The sequence below is a fragment of the Microbacterium sp. NPDC089321 genome, assembly GCF_040684935.1.
Classification (GTDB): domain Bacteria; phylum Actinomycetota; class Actinomycetes; order Actinomycetales; family Microbacteriaceae; genus Microbacterium.
In genome coordinates this window covers 764,308-781,376 of sequence record NZ_JBFBGX010000001.1, presented here as the reverse complement: position 1 = coordinate 781,376, position 17,069 = coordinate 764,308, and the positions used below count along the sequence as shown (strand labels likewise).

Below are 17,069 nucleotides of genomic sequence, written 5' to 3'. Positions count from 1 at the left end.
CTCACTCCTCGTGCGCCTCAGGGATGCGTCGACGACCGAAGACCCCCGGTCAAGGGTAACCGCCCAGCTCATCCGCGAGAGGATGGAGGGATGCCCCGCCTCATCCCTGCTCTCGCCCTCACCGCCCTTCTGACTCTCGGACTCGTCGGCTGCGCGGCACCGGCCGCCGACGAGACGGCGCCGGACGCTTCGCTTTCGACATCCGCTCCCGCCACTCCGGATGCCGCAGACGAGCCCTCCGCGGCGGACGCCGCCGATGAGCTGTGCGAGACGGCATCCGGATCGGAGGGTGACGTGTGCATGCTCGAGAACGCGACGGCCGCCGGCGATCTGTCGTTCTCGTCGTTCCGGATCGTCAAGATCATCGGCGGCGACTTCGACGGAGCGATCGAGGTGACCGGAGCCGAGCAGCTGACCATCGTCGAGGCGAACGTCGGCGGCGACCTCACGGTCGATGCGCACGGCGGCGCTGTCGTCAAGCTCTCCACGATCGGCGGCACCCTGAACATCGTGGGCGTCCGCAGCGCGACGCTGGTGAAGAACTCCGTGGGCGGCGACCTGCTCTGCGCCGACGGCGTGCAGGCGAACGGCGACGGCAACTCGGTCGCCGGTGACGTGACGGGCACCTGCTCCCGGGTGGCCTAGCGTCTCGCAGGCCTGCTCCGCCGGGGTCGCGCGACCGAGAGGTCGAAAAGGCACCGCTACGGCGCGCTTCCGGTGCTTTTGTGACCTCTCGGGCGGGCGGGCGGGCGGGCGGGCCGGCGTCAGCGGGAGGCGCGGGCCTCGGCCCGGCGGCGAGACCACCAGATCGCGCCGGCGCCGACCGCGATGATCGCCACGGCGATGCCGACGATGTAGCCGGCGACCCCGAGATAGCCCCCGGGAGTGAGGTGTGGGTCGAGGAACGGGTACGGATACCAGTACGGGTCGCCCGTGCCCGGCGAGGTCACGAGGTTCGCGCGCACCAGGGTGTAGATCGCCCAGGCGATGGGGAACGCCGCGATGACCCCGAGGGCGGGCCAGCTCAGCATCCGGCGCTTCGGCGCGAGCAGCACATCAGCCAGCAGGAACAGCGGGATGACGACGTGCAGCACCTCGTTCGACCACGGCACCGTCGAACCCTGCGGCAGCTCGATGCCCCGCAGCAGCACGTTGTACACGATGCCGGTCGTGATCATGTAGGTCGCGACGCAGGCGAGCACGACGGCGAGCCAGCGGGGCTCGCGAGTGACCTCTCGGCCCGAGGTCCACGCCCAGACGGCGGCGACGAGCAGCGTGATCGCGGCCGCGAGATTCGAGAGCACCGTGAAGAAGCTGAAGAAGTTCACCGCGACGGTGGGCAGGTGCGACCCCCATTCCGTCGTCGACTGCGCGGCGTTGGTCAGGGTGCGAGTCAGCTGGGCGATGATCGCGGCGAATCCGAGGAGGGATGCTGTGAGCCGAGCCCACGGCCACCAGGTCGTCATGCACGAACTCTAGCGACCGGCAGTCGCGAGCGGTCAGGTGCGCCGGCGCCAGCGGGTGCGCGTCACGAGAACTCCCAGCAGGCACAGCGCACCGCCGAGCAGCATCAGCGGGGTAGGCACCTCGCCGAGGATCATCCACGACAGCAGGATCGCGATCGCCGGCACGACGTAGGTCGTCGCCGAGGTCTGGCCGGCAGAGCTGCGCTGCAGCACATACGCCCACGTGGTGAAGGCGATGGCGGTGGGGAAGATGCCGAGGTAGACCACCCACAGCGTCGCGTCGACCGGTGCGGTGTGCAGCGCCACGACGAGGCGCCCCGTCCACGGCAGCAGTGCGACCGTTCCGGCGGCGGCGCCGAGCCAGGTGAGCGTGGTCGAGTCGGCGCCCGAGGTCAGCAGGTGCTTCTGCAGCAGCGTGCACCCCGCGTACATGACGGCCGCGAGCAGCGCCAGCAGCAGCCCGGTGACGTCGACCCCGGCATCCGTCCGCGAGTTCATCCCGATCAGCACGACGCCGAGGAAGGCGATCGGCGCACCGATGATCAGCGGCCGGGGGAAGCCCTCGCGAAGGAACAGGCCGCTGAACACGACCACCATGAGAGGCGCGAGGTTGACGACCATCGCCGCTGTTCCGGCATCGAGCGTGAGCTCGGCGGCGTTGAGCGCGAGGTTGTAGACGCAGAACCAGCCGACCCCCCAGACCGCCACCAGCCACCAGTGCCGCCGCTCGGGAAGCCGGATGCCGTGGCGCAGCGCGATGAGAGTGAGCACCGCCGTTCCGACCGCCATTCTCAGCAGTGCCAGCGCACCCGGCTCGTAGTGCGGACCGGCGCCGCGGATGCCGATGAACGCGGATGCCCAGAGCACGACCGTCACGAGCGCGGCGAGCAGCACGAGCGGTCCGCTCGACCGCGGCGCCTCGGAGGGCGCGACGCGGGTGACGGGGTCGGTGGATGCGGGCATCTTCTGATCGTCGCAGGTGCCGCCGACATCGGGCGAGCAGGCTCAGCGACAGCATCCGTCGCATTCCTGCCACCCGGCCGCGGCCGGCGCGGAGGCGCGTCACGCGAAGACCCCTCAGAATGCCCTGAAAGGGCTCTCCGATAGGATGGTGTCGCCCGATCAGGGCCAGCTCATCTGCCGGTGCAAACCCGGCGAACGCGTGCAGCACCAGGGGGTACACGCATGCCAGGAATCGTGATCGTCGGCGTCCAGTGGGGCGACGAGGGCAAGGGCAAGGCCACCGACCTTCTCGGTGAGCGCACCGACTGGGTGGTCAAATTCAACGGCGGCAACAACGCCGGCCACACCGTCGTCATCGGCGACGAGAAGTACGCCCTGCACCTGCTGCCGTCCGGCATCCTGAGCCCCGGCGTCAACGCCGTGATCGGCAACGGCGTCGTCGTCGACCTGGCCGTGCTCTTCCAGGAGCTCGACGCGCTCGACGCCCGCGGCGTCGACACGTCGCGTCTGAAGATCAGCGCCAACGCGCACATCATCACCGCGTACCACCGCACGCTCGACAAGGTCACCGAGCGCTTCCTCGGCAACCGCCGCATCGGCACCACCGGCCGCGGCATCGGCCCGGCCTACGCCGACAAGATCAACCGCGTCGGCATCCGGGTGCAGGACCTGTTCGACGAGAACATCCTGCGCCAGAAGGTCGAAGGTGCCCTCGACCAGAAGAACCACCTGCTGGTGAAGGTCTTCAACCGTCGCTCGATCACCGTCGACGAGATCGTCGACGACCTGCTCGGGTACACCGAGCGGCTGCGCCCGATGGTCGCCGACACCGGTCACCTGGTCGACGAGGCGCTCAACCGCGGCGAGGTCGTCGTGTTCGAGGCCGGTCAGGCGACCATGCTCGACGTCGACCACGGCACCTACCCCTTCGTGACCTCGTCGACCGCGACGGCCGCGGGCGCGGCATCCGGATCCGGCGTCGGACCCAACCGCCTCGACCGCATCGTCGGCATCGTGAAGGCCTACACGACCCGCGTCGGATCGGGCCCCTTCCCGACCGAGCTCGACGACGAGGTCGGCGAGTGGCTGCGCAAGACCGGCGGCGAGTACGGCACCACCACCGGGCGCGAGCGTCGCACGGGCTGGTACGACGCCCCCATCACCCGCTACGCGACCCGCGTCAACGGCATCACCGACATCGTGCTCACCAAGCTCGACGTGCTGACGGGCCTCGAGCAGATCCCGGTGTGCGTGGCGTACGACGTCGACGGCACCCGCTTCGACGAGGTGCCCGTCAACCAGACCGACTTCCACCACGCCAAGCCGATCTACGAATCGTTCCCCGGCTGGAGCGAAGACATCTCGAAGGCGCGCACGTTCGACGAGCTGCCGCAGAACGCGCGCGACTACGTGCTGACGCTGGAGAAGATGAGCAACACCCGCATCTCGGTGATCGGCGTGGGTCCGGCCCGCGACCAGGTCATCGTGCGCCACGACCTGATCGACTGAGCGGGCTCGGCTCGCGGAATGCACCACTTGCCCTCGAGCGCACCACCTGCCGACGTCGGGAAGTGGTGCGTCCGACGCGAAGTGGTGAGCTCGGCGAGCGGAGAGGACCATGCATGACGCGCTTCTGGGTCGGCGGCTACGGCGCCGACATGGACGGGGATGCCGAGGGCATCGGCCTCCTGTCGGTCGATGACGGCCGCGGACCGTCGACGCTCAGGTACCGCGGGGTCGCCGCAGGCGTGGCATCCGCCTCGTGGCTCGCGGCGCACCCCACGCTCGACGTCGTCTACGCCGCGCTCGAGGGCGAGGGCACCGTGCAGGCGTTCGCGCGCTCGGGCGAAGGGGAGCTGCGCCCACTCGGCCGGCCCCTGCGTGCCGGCGACGGGGTCTGTCACCTCGCGGTCTCGCCCGGCGGACGGATGCTCGTCGCCAGCTGCTACGGAGACGGACAGGTCGTGCGCTTCGGCATCGCCGACGTCGGCGCGCTGGTGCCCGCCGGCGTCGACAAGGCGGCGGCTCTGCGCGCCGCGCTCTTCGGAGAGACGGATGCAGCGGACGGTGCGGATGCCGATCCGCAGCGTGCCCGTGACCCGCACCCCACGCCTGCCGGCGAAGAACCGCGGCAGTCGCACGCGCACGCCGCGGTGTTCCTGCCCGGCGGGCGCATCGCGACCACCGACCTCGGGTTCGACCTGGTGCGCATCTGGCGCGCGTCGGGGCAGGCGCTCGCACTCGACCACGAGGTCGTGCTGCCACGGGGAACCGGCCCGAGGCACATGGTGCTGCACCCCAGCGGCCACCTGCACGTGGTGACCGAGTACTCGTGCGAGGTGTTCACCCTGGCATCCGCCCGAGACGGCAGCTGGGGCCTCGTCTCGGCGACCTCCGCCTCGCCGATCGCGCAGGTCGGCGTCGACTTCCCGGCCGAGCTCGCGGTCTCGCGCGACGGCGACACGCTGTACACCGCGCTGCGCGGCAGCAACACGCTCGCAGCTCTGCGCGTGCGCGGCGGAGGCGAGGTGCTCGAGCCGCTCGCGCTCGCCGATGCGGGCGTCGACTGGCCGCGCCATCACCTCGTCTATGACGGCACCCTGCTGGTGTCGGGGCAGCGCTCGGGCACGGTCAGCGTGGTCGATCTCGATGAGCGCACCGGCGCTCCGCGCGATGTGCGCCATGTCACCCAGGCGCCCACGCCGACCGTGGTCATCCCGGCGCGCTGAGCCGGGCACGCTGCCTGGCCGGCGCGGCCCGCTTGAGTCGCGGTGGGCTGTCCGTCACAACTCCGGAGACTTGCGGCCCGAGGGCCCGATTCCGGCCCGAAACGGCGCCGACCGGTGCGTTTCTCCGGAGTTGTGAATGCGGGAACGGCGGTCAAGCGCCCGGGGCCGGGCCGGCCGAGGTGAGGCCGGCCCGGCTGCGGTGCGCGCGGCCTGCCGGTCACAACTCAGGAGAACTGGGGCCCGAAGGGCTGATTCCGCCCGAAACCGGCCCCGTCGGCCCCACATCTCCTGAGATGTGAACCCGCGAACCGCGTGTCAAGCCCCGGCGAAGATCCGCTCGGTCGGCGAGACTGGCGGAATGAGCGACGAATACGACCTCATCGTCCTGGGCGCGGGCCCCGTCGGCGAGAACGTGGCAGATCGAGCGGTGCAGGGCGGGCTGACCGTCGTGATCGTCGAGAGCGAGCTCGTCGGCGGCGAATGCTCGTACTGGGCGTGCACCCCGTCGAAGGCGCTGCTGCGGCCGATGCAGGCGCTGCGCGCCGCGCAGCACGTGCGCGGCGTCGACGGCGGCTCCATCACGCCCGCCGAGGTGCTGGCACGGCGCGATGGCTTCGTCTCGAACTGGTCGGACGACGGCCAGGTGACGTGGCTGCGAGACGCGGGCATCGACCTCGTGCGGGGCCACGGGCGGCTCACCGCAGAACGCGAGGTCACCGTGACGACGGCCGACGGCGAGCGGGTGCTGCGCGCCAGGCACGCGGTGGCGGTCGCGACGGGGTCGGATGCCGTGATCCCGGGCATCCCTGGTCTGGCCGAGGCGCAGCCGTGGACGAGCCGCGAGGCGACAGGGGCGGATCACGTGCCCGAATCGGTCGCGGTCATCGGCGGCGGGGTGGTCGGCGTGGAGATGGCGACGGTGTACGCGGGACTCGGTTCGACGGTCACGCTGATCGCCAGGCACGGACTGCTCGAGCGCATGGAGCCGTTCGCCGGAGAGCGGGTCGTCGAGGGGCTGCGCGGCCTGGGCGTCGACGTGCGGCTGAACAGCAGCACCTCCGCCGTGCGGCGCGAAGGCGACCGGGTCACCCTGACCCTCGACGGCGGCGACGAGATCACGGCGGCCGAGGTGCTGGTGGCGACGGGGCGCCGTCCGCGCAGCGCCGACATCGGGCTCGAGGTCGTGGGGCTCGAGCCTGGCCGGTCGATCGAGGTCGACGACACGATGCGCGTGCCGGGCAGCGACTGGCTGTACGCGGTCGGCGACGTCAACGGCCGCGCGCTGCTCACGCATCAGGGCAAGTACCAGGCGCGTGCCGCCGGCGACGTGATCGCGGCCCGCTCGCGCGGCGAGGTCGTCGCCGACGACGCATGGGGCCGTCACGTCGCGACGGCCGATCACGCCGCGGTGCCGCAGGTCGTGTTCAGCGAGCCCGAGGTCGCCTCGGTCGGGCTGACGGCGGATGCCGCGCGCGAGTCCGGCCGTGAGGTCGAGGTGGTCGACTACGACCTCGGCTGGGTCTCGGGCGCCGGCCTGCACGCCGACGGCTACCAGGGGCAGGCGCGGATGGTGGTCGATACCGAGCGCGAGGTGATCGTCGGCGCGACCTTCGTCGGTGCCGACGTCGCCGAGATGCTGCAGGCGGCGACGATCGCCGTGGCCGGCGAGGTGCCGATCAGCCGGCTCTGGCACGCCGTGCCGGCGTATCCGACGATGAGCGAGATCTGGCTGCGGCTGCTCGAGGAGTACGGCAGGCAGTCCGCGTGATCCCCAGCCGGGCTGTGCGTCGCGCGGCCAATCCGCTGCGCGGGCGGCTCCGAACGGGAGTCGTGGACCGGGAATCTCTGTGCGATCCGGCCGGAATGTCCGACCCGTCGCCTACGCTCGAATGGATGCCAGGAGGTACGTGCATGAGAGCTGTCCCCGTAGGAGTCGCGAGCTGATGATCGAGTTCCGATCGGTCACCAAGACGTTCCCCGATGGCACGCGCGCCGTCGACGACTTCAGTCTTGTCATCCCGGCGCACAAGACCACCGTGTTCGTCGGGTCGTCCGGATGCGGCAAGACGACGCTGCTGCGCATGATCAACCGCATGGTCGAGCCGACCTCGGGCGAGGTCGAGATCGACGGCGAGAGCGTGCTCGGCGGCGATCCGGTCGCGCTGCGCCGGCGCATCGGCTACGTCATGCAGAACTCCGGCCTCATGCCGCACTTCACCGTGCTCGACAACGTCGCCACGGTGCTGCGGCTCACGGGCGTCTCGCGGCGCGACGCCCACGCGCGTGCGCGCGAGATGCTCGACACGGTCGGACTCGACCGGTCGCTCGCCGATCGCTATCCGAGCCAGCTCTCGGGCGGTCAGCAGCAGCGCGTCGGAGTCGCGCGAGGACTCGCCGCCGATCCGAACATCCTGCTGATGGACGAGCCGTTCGGCGCGGTCGACCCCATCGTGCGGGCCGATCTGCAGCAGGAGCTGATCCGCCTGCAGGTCGAGCTCGACAAGACCGTCGTCTTCGTCACCCACGACATCGACGAGGCCTTCCTGCTCGGCGATCAGGTCGTGATCCTCGATCGCGGGGCGCGGATCGTGCAGGTGGGCAGCCCCAGCGAGATCATCGAGAACCCGGCGGATGCCTTCGTCGAGGCGTTCATCGGCGCTGAGCGAGGCCGCCGTGCGCTGACGGTCAAGCAGACGCCGAACGGCGCGGTCGTCGTCGACTCCGAGGGGCGCACGCAGGGGCGCCTGGTGGAGGACCCGGAATGAACTGGGTGGTGGACAACCTGGGGCTCATCGTCGAGCTCACGGTGATCCACTTGCGCCAGAGCCTGATCCCCATCCTGCTCGGCCTGCTGCTGTCGGTGCCGCTCGGCTGGGTCGCATGGCGCTACCGTCTGGTGCGTGGTCCGGTCATCGTGCTCACCGGACTGCTGTACACGATCCCCTCGCTCGCCCTGCTGATCCTCATGCCCGCGGCGCTCGGGTACTCGGTGATCAGCGAGAAGAACCTCATCGCCGCACTGACCATCTACGCCGTGGCGATCCTCGTGCGCGCGGTCGCCGACGGCCTCGACTCGGTCGATGCCGACGTGCTGCAGGCGTCGACGGCGATGGGCTACGCCGCGCCCCGGCGCTTCTTCGCGGTCGAGCTTCCGCTCGCGGGCCCCGTGATCCTCGCCGGGCTGCGGGTGACGGCCGTGTCGACCATCTCGCTCGCGACCGTCGGCATCCTCATCGGCGTCACGAACCTCGGCTACCTGTTCACCAACGGGCAGCAGCGAAGGCTCATCCCCGAGGTGCTCGCCGGTGTCGTCGCCGTGGTCGTCATCGCCCTGGCCGTCGATCTCGTCCTCGTGCTCGCCGGGCGCATGCTCATGCCGTGGACGCGCGCGGCGACCATCCGTGCCCGCGGCACCCGCCTGAAGGCGGTGGGCGCATGAACCTCTTCGCCGACGCGTTCGCCTGGCTGTTCTCGCCCGACCGGCTCGAGGGCACATACGCGCTGCCGATCCTGCTCGGCCAGCACCTGCTGTACACGATCGTCTCGGTGGCCGTCGCCGCTGCGATCGCCCTGCCCGCCGGATGGCTCATCGGGCACACGGGCCGTGGCCGCGAGATCGCCGTCGCCATCTCGGGTGCCGCGCGTGCGATCCCGTCGTTCGGGCTGCTGGTGCTGCTGGTGCTCGTGCTCGGCATCCTGCAGACGCCTCTCGCCGCCGTCATCACCTTCGTGCTGCTCGCCATCCCGTCTCTGCTCGCCGGCGCGTACACCGGACTCGAGGCGATCGACCGCCGCGTGATCGATGCCGCGCGTGCCATGGGCATGACCGAGTGGCAGATCTTCACCAAGGTCGAGCTGCGCCTCGGCCTCCCGCTGCTGATCGGAGGCCTGCGCTCTGCGCTGCTGCAGGTGATCGCCACCGTCACCATCGCCGCGTACGTCAACCTCGGCGGACTCGGATGGCCCATCATCCAGGGCATCCCCCTCAGCCGATTCGACCAGGTGCTCGGCGGGGCGATCCTCGTCGCCGCTCTCGCCCTCATCGTCGACCTCCTCATGGCGCTCGCGCAGCGAGCCGCCGTGCCCAGGGGCCTGCGCGCCCCGGTATCCCGAACCCCTTCCTCCACGTCGCGCGCTCACCGCGTGGCATCCGCACCAGCCTGATCCCACCGAAAGGCACGTCATGTCCACCCACAGCAAGACCCGCACCGCTCTCACCGCCGGTGTCGCCGTCATCGCCGCTCTCGCGCTCGCCGGGTGCGGATCGAACGCCAACCCGCTCGACAAGCCGACCGGCGACACGGGCGGCGACAAGGGCGGCGACACGATCGTCGTCGGCTCGCAGGCGTACTACTCGAACGAGATCATCGCCGAGATCTACGCCCAGGGGCTCGAAGACGCCGGCTTCACGGTCGAGCGCAAGTTCAACATCGGTCAGCGCGACGCGTACATGCCCGAGGTCGAGTCGGGCAACATCGACGTCTTCCCCGAGTACACCGGAAACCTGCTCGAGTTCCTCGACAAGGAGGCGACGGCCACCAGCCCCGACGACGTCTTCGACGCCCTCAAGGACGCACTGCCCGACGAGCTCACGGCGCTGCAGTTCGCCGACGCCAGCGATCAGGACACCTACACGGTGCTGAAGTCGTTCGCCGACGAGAACGAGCTCACCACGATCGCCGACCTGTCGAAGCTCAAGGAGCCGGCCACGATCGGCGCCGCGCCCGAGTTCGAGCAGCGGCCCTACGGCCCGGCGGGCGCGAAGGAGGCCTACGGCATCGACCTGAAGTTCTCGGCGACCGGTCAGGGCACGCTCGACGCACTGCTCGCCGGCACGGTGCAGGTGGCCGACATTTACACCGCCGACCCGGCCTTCAAGACCCAGGACATCGTCGCCCTCGAAGACCCCGAGAACATGATCCTCGCGTCGAACGTCGTGCCGATCGTCTCGAGCGACATCGCCGACAAGGTGGGCGATGTGCTCGACGGCATCAGCGCCGAGCTGAGCGCCGAAGACCTCGTCGACATGAACGTGCAGAGCACGGTCGACGAGAAGTCGGCGCCGGAGATCGCCAAGGCGTGGCTGAAGGACAAGGGCCTGATCTGATCCTCGACTGAGACCGCAAGAGGCCGGGTGGGTTCGCCCACCCGGCCTCTTGCGTGCTCTCAGACCCGCTCGTCCTGCCGGGGGATGAAGATCTGGTTCAGGACGATGAGGATGGATGCCGTGGCCGGCACCGCGACGAGGGCTCCGAGCAGGCCCAGCAGGGTGCCGCCGACCAGCGCGCCGATCACGACGAGCAGACCCGGCACCGAGACCGTGCGGTTCATGACCTTCGGGGTCAGCACGTACGCCTCGATCTGGATGTAGATCAGATACACGACGCCGAAGATCAGCGCGTTGACGGGGTTGGCGAGCACTGCGACGACCGTGCCGATGGCGAGGAACAGCAGCGGGCCGACCAGGGGGATGAGCGTCACGAGGAACGCGACGACCGCCATCAGCGGCGGGAAGGGAAGCCCCAGGATCAGGTACAGCGCCAGGGCCATCATCGAGTTCGCGAACGCCAGGATCACCATGCCCTGCACGTACCCGCCCACCGATTCGGTGATCTGATCGACGATGTCGCGAGCCTGCTGGCGCTTGCGCGCCGGAGCCAGGCGCAGCGTCGCGGTGATGATGCCGGGCAGGCCGACGACGAAGTACAGCGTCAGCACGAAGACGATCACGAAGGCCGAGACGCCTTCCGCGATCGACGTGCCGACCTTCAGGGCGCCGCCACCCAGAGCCGTCAGCGTCTTGCCATCGGTGAGCAGCTTCTCGCCGTCGGAGAGCAGCTTGCCGATCTGGTCGCCGAACTGCTTCTCGAGCAGCAGGTACAGGTCGGTGTGCATGAACTGGTCGACGACCTCTGGCACCGACTTCACGAACGACGCGACCTGTTCGACGACGATCGGCACGATCATGACGAGCACGAGGCCCACGGCCACGACCAGCGCGACGATCACGGTCGCGACGCTGAGGCCGCGTGAGAGGCCGCGCCGCTCGAGCAGGCGCACGGCCGGATTCAGGCCGAGAGCGGCGAACAGGGCGAACGCGACGTACACGAGCACCGTCGAGAGGTTGGTGAGCGCGATCGCCAGCAGGAACGCCGACAGCCCGCCGAGCGTCAGCAGGAAGCCGAGGCGGAACGGCCGGTCCATGCGGGTCCAGGTCGAACGGCGAGGGGTGGGCGCATCGGCAGGGGAAGGATGCGCAGCGGCTTCCGCCGCCTCCGCCGCCTTGATGGCGCCGGTCGTCGCCCCGGTCTCGGCCGCCGCCGCCGCGTCGGCCGAGGTCGCCGCGGCGTCGGCCTCGGCGGCCGCCCCGACCTCGGCGGCCTGAGCGGCGTCGGCCGCCCGAGCTGCCCGGGAGGAGGCGCGCGACTCGGGGCTGTCGCCGCGGTTCGTGGGCGACGACGGATCTTCGATGCTCATGGCGAATACTCTAGGGCGGCCGCCCATCGCGCCCTGTCATACCCACGCGGGGTTGACTATCGTGAGAAGTGCGACCGAGTATCTGGAGGATCTCATGTCCGACGAACACGCACACGACGCATCCGAACCCGCTGAGGGCTCGTACACCGACGCCGATCACGCTGACGGAGCGGCGGTCGCGCATCACGCCGACGCGCATCCCGGTCAGGTCGACGGCGAGTACACCGACGGCGTCTACTCGGCCGATGGCCGCGAGGTGCACCACCCCCATCACGGTGAGGGGCAGTACACCGACGCCGACCTGACCGACAGCGGTCGCCCGGATGCCGCGGCGGAGCGCCGCGCCGGTGGCCTGGTCGAAGAGGACGAAGGCGAGTACACCGACGGCACGTATCCCGGTGATGACACTCACACCGGTCGCACCGACGCCGGACACAGCTGACACTGTGGGAACGGACGACGCGCAGGCGGCGCGCGCAGAACTGCTGCGCCTGCGAGCCAGCATCGACAACATCGACGCCGCACTGATCTTCATGCTCGCCGAGCGGTTCCGCTGCACGCAGCAGGTCGGCAGGCTCAAGGCCGAGCACGAGATGCCCGCCTCGGATCCCGGCCGCGAAGAGCAGCAGACCGCTCGACTGCGCGCGCTCGCGGAAGAGGCGCACCTCGACCCGGAGTTCGCCGAGAAGTGGTTCAACTTCGTGGTGGCCGAGGTCATCCGTCACCACACCGAGGCGGCCGAGAACCGCTGACGGGCGACGCAACTCCGGAGATCCGGGCCGTACGGACCTGAAGCCGGCTGTCGCGCGCGATTCCGGCGGGATTTTCCGGAGTTGTGACGCACGCGAAGGGGCGGTCGGCCGCGATGCGCAGCCGACCGCCCCTCCTGTTCGACGCGATCAGCCGTCGGTGGCGTCCACCACCGTCAGGGTCGGCAGTGTGACGATCTCGTCACCGACCGCAGCAGTGATCGTGACCTCCCCGGCGCTCTGTGACGACACCGCCGGTGCCATGACGATTCCCGCCCCGTTGGTCCTGGCGACTACCGTGGTGCGGCCGCCGAGGAACTCACCGCCGGTGACCGTGAAGGTCACCTCCGCCCCTCGCACCGAGTGGCCGTAGCCATCGCGTACCTGAGCTCCGAACCCGGCGGTGCGCTCACCGACCAGAACCGTCTTGGCGGACCCGCGCGGTGTGATCACCCGGATGTCGGCCGGATCGGTTGCCGGCACGGTCACCGACCCCGTGGGGCCGGTGACCCCGCGGGTGTCGACTGCGCGGTACGAGACGACGACGGCGTCGTGGCCCTCGAGCGTGATCGGGGCGGTGTACGTCTGCCATGCGCCGTCACCGATCGCGTACTCGATGCGAGCGATGTCGGAGCTGTCGGCCTCGGCCGTCAGCGTGACGGTGCGACCCTCGACCGCTGCCGATGCCGCCGGCGCGGCGACCTCGCGAACACTCCACTGCGAGAAGCCGGCGAGGACGCGGTCGGAGGCCCCGGTATTGACGGCGGAGGAGAAGATTCCGGCATCCACGGCATCCGCGCCGATGCCGGCCGGGACGGCCGTGCCGATCGTCGTCCAGGTCTTACCGTCGTCGCTGCAGGAGCCGACGAAGCTGCTGCCCGTGCGGACCATCCTCAGCCACGCCGATCCGGCGAACGCGCTGTTGTTCCGATGGGTGTCGAGCGATCCGCCGGATCCGCTGTTCCAGGTCAGGGCGCAGCCGTTGCCCGGTGTCAGCGCGAGCACGGCCATCGGCGAATTCGCGGTGGCCACGCCGCTGCTCAGGATCAGTCCGGTCCGCGCCCAGGGACGTGAGCCCTCGGTCTCCTGCAGATCGACGTGCACCGTGACCACGTCGCCGTCGGCGACGACGTCCTCGCGGTAGGCCGAGCTGAAGTAGCGGTTGGTTCGCGAGAAGTCGCGACCTGTGGTGCGCAGGCCGATCTGCGCGCCGGCGAAGGCGAACTCCGCACCCGGCTCCGTCGAATGCAGCTTCCACTCCGCTGACGAGGCTGCGCCGACGAGGATCGATGCCTGACTGGTCGACTCCGTCACCTCGTCGTCGACCGCGACTCTCGCATCGACACTGACCTCCGCGATCGCGCCGCTGAAGCCTTCCGGTGCGATCGACGCGGCCCATGTCATGGTGCGCTTCTCACCCGGCGAGAGGCCATTCAGGCGAACGGTCGGGTTCTCCACAGTCAGCCCCTCAGGCACCTTCAGCGTGAGTTCCGCGGAGTCGACGACACCCAGCGGCGAGGTGTTCTGCACGGTCGCCGTGATCGTGGTCGACATCCCCGGGCGGACGGCGGGCGCGTCCAGGGTGATCGACGTCGCGCCCTCACCGAGGAAGTCGACGACCTCCTCCGCCTCAGCGATCACGTCGCCGGACCCGGTGCTCGGGTAGCTGTGATCGGCCTTGGCCCACTTCTCGTCGAAGGCGAACCAGTCGACCGAGGGTGCGGCCGTGCCCGTCGTCAGCGCGGTGCGCAGGTTGCTGAAGTACAGCTTCCAGCGCGAGGCGTAGAAGTCGCCCATCAGTCCCTGCCACTCCCGGTTGGCGTAGTCGTGCAGCCCGAAGCTCCCCTCGGTGCCCCATGCGGCGAGCAGGTTCTGCAGATCGTAGGTGCCGATCGCCCCGTTCTGCGCCTTGGCTCGCTCGACGTACGCGCCCAGGAGGAAGTCGTCCTCGGTGGCCAGCACTTCGTCAAGCTGCTGGATGAGGTCCATCCAGGTGGCGGTGAGCTCGTCGAACTTCGCAACGTCGCGAGCGTCGTGTGCGGCCTTGATCTGCGGCAGCAGGTCGCGCGCCACGTTCACGGCGACCTGACGCGTCACATCGGTCACGTCGTACTCGTACGCGTCGCGCTGCACCACAGACGCGTCGGCTTCGAGCAGCTGCGGCAGCGCGGCGGCGAAGGCCGCCATGTCGTAGCGCACGACGCCGCGGGCGCAGCATGCGCGCGCCTTTGTAGTGGTGAGGCTGGGCTGCGCCGAGAACAGGCCGTCGTGCGACTCGCTGTGCGTGCCGATGGGCTCCATCGAGTACGCCGTCTCGGCGATGGTCTCCCACGCCTCAGCGGCCGCATCGGTGCCATATCGCCCCTTCGCGTAGTCGCGGAACCACTGCGTGTGATCGGGCGCGCTGTCCATCCAGGGCAGCTCCGACATCAGCTCGTATGCGGCGGGGTTGTTGTAGAAGCCCTCGGGCAGGATGGCGACGCCGTTCATCGACGAACCCGACTTGGCGCGGGCCGCGAAGTAACGGTCGAGCCAGACGGTGCTGATGGCTCCGATCGAGGTGTTGCCGCCGAAATTGTAGATCGAGCCGAATGCCCACGGGATGCCCGGCCAGCGCGATTCGCGGTCGAGGGTCGTCACCGTGTCGGAGAGACCGTCGACGATCAGCAGGCGGGACTTGTCCTTCACCCCGGAGAGCAGGGTCGTCGTCGGGTTGCTCTGCCAGCCGAGCAGTGACCACAGGGCCGTGGGGTGCGCCGCCCGCAGCGCCGCCTCGATGCCGGTGGCGGCGTCAGGGACCGACACGTCACCGGCTCGCCCGCCTTCGTGCAGCGGATCCATCTTGTACACGCCGGCCGCGCCGATCAGCTCGCTCGAGATGCGGTAGAAGTCGGCCGCGACCTCGGCGAACAGCGGGGTCGTCGGGTCGAGCCAGCCGGGGCGCTGGTAGTTGCTCCAGGTGCCCTGGGGCACGACGTTGGCGCCGGGGTTGCGCTCGGCGAAGTCGGTGGGAACGGTGCCGAAGTACCCGGGGAGCACGGGCAGGATGCCGAGCTCGTCAGCGCGATCGACGATCTTCGACGCCAGTTCGGCCCGCGCGGCCAGAAGCTCGGAGGTCATCGGCTCCTGACCCTCGTTGCTGATGTTCTGCAGCACCCACCACGGCTGGTGCGCGGGCTGCGGGATCCAGGCGCGTGCCTCGGCGTCGGTGTAGCCGTACTCGGTGAGCAGCTGGGCGAACACCGAGTCGGTCCCCACGCTGAGGAAGACCTGGTTGATGCCGTGCAGCGCGAGGTTGTCGAGGAGCCGCTCCCAGCCCTCCCAGTCGAGGTAGGGATCGGTGTATCCCTCGTTCGTGTCGTTGAGCGCGAAGCGATACGCCTCGTGTCCGGTCTTGGTGATCGGGGCATCGGGAGCGGGGAGCACGTCGGGTAGGGTCGGCGCGGCGGCGCCGAGGTTCACGGCGGCGTTGGCCACGTACTTGAGATACCAGCCGGCGCCCGCGGTGAGTGCTGAGGGAGTGCTCGCGACGATGGAGATGTTCCCGGGGGTCCCGTCGATCGTGAACTTCTCGTCGTGCGTCTCGGAGCGCACCATGTCGAAGCTGACCTGATCGGCGACGTCGCCCGCGGTGCGCGCGAACACCGCGGCTGCGGCTGCCTCGTATTGCTCGTCGGTCAGCGGATAGTCGGGGTCCGGGATGGTGACAGGAGGCTCCGGCTCGACCGGAGGCTCGCCCTCGGACTCGGCGACGGTGAGAGTCGCGCCGGCGATGCTGCCTGCGTAGAAGAACTCTCCTCCCGCGTTTCCGCCGTTTCCGAAGCGCAGCGGCGTGCCGTCGGCGACGGGGCTGTAGGTGCCGCCGAGTGTGCCGGTGCCCGAGCCGGTGGCAGCGCCCTTCACAGCGATGCTGATCTTCGCCCCGGTGCGCTCGAGGACGATGTCGTAGGACTTGCCTGCTTCGGCCACGACGTTCGACGACGCGATCGCGTACTTCGTCGTCCCCGTGGTCTGCGCCATCCAGAACTCGAACCTGCGAGTGGGGGTGATGTAGAGGGCCCAGCCGTTGTCGGCGTTGCGCGAGCCCATCACCGTCCGGTGGATGCTGCCGACGGTCGAGGGCACGATGCCGCTGACGGCGATCCGCCAGGTGCCGTCGGTCCCCGCGGCGGTCGGCTGCAGCGCGGCGGTGTGCTGCACGGTGATCTCGCTGGCGTTGGAGCCGTTGAACACGGCTCCCGCGCCTTCCGCCTGGAAGGTGACTGCATCGGTGGCGGTGCCGTCGTGGCCGTGCCACGAGACGTCGGATGCCGTGCCGGTCGTGAAGTCCCAGCGGGCGACGTCGGTGGTCTCATCGGCCATCGACGCGCTCGGCGCCATCAGGGATCCGATGAGCGCGAGGGTGGTGACCATGACGACGGCGAGACTCGAGCGTGGTCGGGAAGGTGACTGCTGTCTGATGCGCATGCGCGTACTCCGTTCGATCGCATCCTTGCGAGGTGCCCTCGGCGGTGAGAGCGGGGAGATCGGGATTAGTTTAAAGAGTGAACTAAGGCGATGGTGACGACCATAAGTGGCCGTCGGCGGTGTGTCAACAGGTAGCTGGGAGCCGCGGATCGGGGATATTGACAGAGCCCGATGGCGACGCCTACCTTGAGGGATCGGTTTAGTTCATCTCGAGAACT

General features: G+C 69.7%; 14 protein-coding genes. 10 read left to right on the top strand and 4 right to left on the bottom strand.

Features of this window, described 5'->3' with window-relative positions:
- Positions 1 to 90: 90 nt before the first annotated feature.
- Entirely contained in the window at positions 91 to 645 is a 555-nt protein-coding gene (locus AB0N59_RS03640; RefSeq protein ID WP_363478861.1) for a hypothetical protein, read from the top strand.
- A gap of 119 nt (positions 646 to 764) precedes the next feature.
- On the opposite strand, the gene AB0N59_RS03635 is transcribed toward AB0N59_RS03640, so the two are convergent.
- Together AB0N59_RS03635 and AB0N59_RS03630 are read right to left on the bottom strand one after the other, a co-directional pair.
- Positions 765 to 1,466 carry a Pr6Pr family membrane protein gene (locus AB0N59_RS03635; RefSeq protein WP_363478858.1) on the bottom strand — a complete coding sequence of 234 codons (702 nt, stop codon included), beginning with the start codon at positions 1,464 to 1,466 and terminating at the stop codon, positions 765 to 767.
- Positions 1,467 to 1,499: 33 nt separating this feature from the next.
- The gene (locus AB0N59_RS03630; protein WP_363478855.1) at positions 1,500 to 2,429 is read right to left on the bottom strand and encodes a DMT family transporter; all 930 of its coding nucleotides are present in this window, start codon (positions 2,427 to 2,429) and stop codon (positions 1,500 to 1,502) included.
- Positions 2,430 to 2,651: 222 nt separating this feature from the next.
- On the opposite strand from AB0N59_RS03630, the gene AB0N59_RS03625 reads away from it, so the two are divergent.
- The 7 genes from AB0N59_RS03625 (at position 2,652) to AB0N59_RS03595 (ending at position 10,265) form a co-directional block, all read left to right on the top strand.
- On the top strand, positions 2,652 to 3,938 hold the full coding sequence (locus AB0N59_RS03625; protein WP_204975211.1) for an adenylosuccinate synthase: 1,287 nt from the start codon (positions 2,652 to 2,654) through the stop codon (positions 3,936 to 3,938).
- A 113-nt stretch (positions 3,939 to 4,051) separates the two neighbouring features.
- Complete coding sequence (locus AB0N59_RS03620) at positions 4,052 to 5,158, top strand: beta-propeller fold lactonase family protein (protein ID WP_363478851.1); 1,107 nt, start codon at positions 4,052 to 4,054, stop codon at positions 5,156 to 5,158.
- 358 nt (positions 5,159 to 5,516) lie between these two features.
- Positions 5,517 to 6,926 (top strand): NAD(P)/FAD-dependent oxidoreductase, encoded by a 1,410-nt coding sequence (locus AB0N59_RS03615; protein ID WP_363478848.1) that lies wholly within the window; start codon positions 5,517 to 5,519, stop codon positions 6,924 to 6,926.
- Between the two features lie 175 nt (positions 6,927 to 7,101).
- Complete coding sequence (locus AB0N59_RS03610) at positions 7,102 to 7,923, top strand: ATP-binding cassette domain-containing protein (RefSeq protein WP_363478845.1); 822 nt, start codon at positions 7,102 to 7,104, stop codon at positions 7,921 to 7,923.
- Complete coding sequence (locus tag AB0N59_RS03605; RefSeq protein ID WP_363478842.1) at positions 7,920 to 8,597, top strand: ABC transporter permease subunit; 678 nt, start codon at positions 7,920 to 7,922, stop codon at positions 8,595 to 8,597. The genes AB0N59_RS03610 and AB0N59_RS03605 overlap by 4 nt, the downstream gene beginning before the upstream one ends.
- Positions 8,594 to 9,322: an ABC transporter permease subunit gene (locus AB0N59_RS03600; RefSeq protein WP_363478839.1), complete on the top strand. Its 729-nt coding sequence runs from the start codon at positions 8,594 to 8,596 to the stop codon at positions 9,320 to 9,322. The genes AB0N59_RS03605 and AB0N59_RS03600 overlap by 4 nt, the downstream gene beginning before the upstream one ends.
- A gap of 19 nt (positions 9,323 to 9,341) precedes the next feature.
- Positions 9,342 to 10,265: an ABC transporter substrate-binding protein gene (locus AB0N59_RS03595; protein WP_363478836.1), complete on the top strand. Its 924-nt coding sequence runs from the start codon at positions 9,342 to 9,344 to the stop codon at positions 10,263 to 10,265.
- 59 nt (positions 10,266 to 10,324) lie between these two features.
- Here the strand turns inward: AB0N59_RS03595 and AB0N59_RS03590 are convergent, their stop codons facing one another.
- A complete protein-coding gene (locus AB0N59_RS03590; RefSeq protein ID WP_363478833.1) occupies positions 10,325 to 11,635 on the bottom strand; it encodes an AI-2E family transporter in 1,311 nt (436 codons plus the stop codon).
- Between the two features lie 94 nt (positions 11,636 to 11,729).
- On the opposite strand from AB0N59_RS03590, the gene AB0N59_RS03585 reads away from it, so the two are divergent.
- Both AB0N59_RS03585 and AB0N59_RS03580 read left to right on the top strand, forming a co-directional pair.
- A complete protein-coding gene (locus AB0N59_RS03585; RefSeq protein ID WP_363478830.1) occupies positions 11,730 to 12,077 on the top strand; it encodes a hypothetical protein in 348 nt (115 codons plus the stop codon).
- 4 nt (positions 12,078 to 12,081) lie between these two features.
- Entirely contained in the window at positions 12,082 to 12,387 is a 306-nt protein-coding gene (locus AB0N59_RS03580) for a chorismate mutase (RefSeq protein ID WP_204975230.1), read from the top strand.
- A 147-nt stretch (positions 12,388 to 12,534) separates the two neighbouring features.
- Here AB0N59_RS03580 and AB0N59_RS03575 read toward each other — a convergent pair whose 3' ends face one another.
- Entirely contained in the window at positions 12,535 to 16,851 is a 4,317-nt protein-coding gene (locus AB0N59_RS03575; RefSeq protein WP_363478827.1) for an alpha-N-acetylglucosaminidase TIM-barrel domain-containing protein, read from the bottom strand.
- Positions 16,852 to 17,069 lie beyond the last annotated feature (218 nt).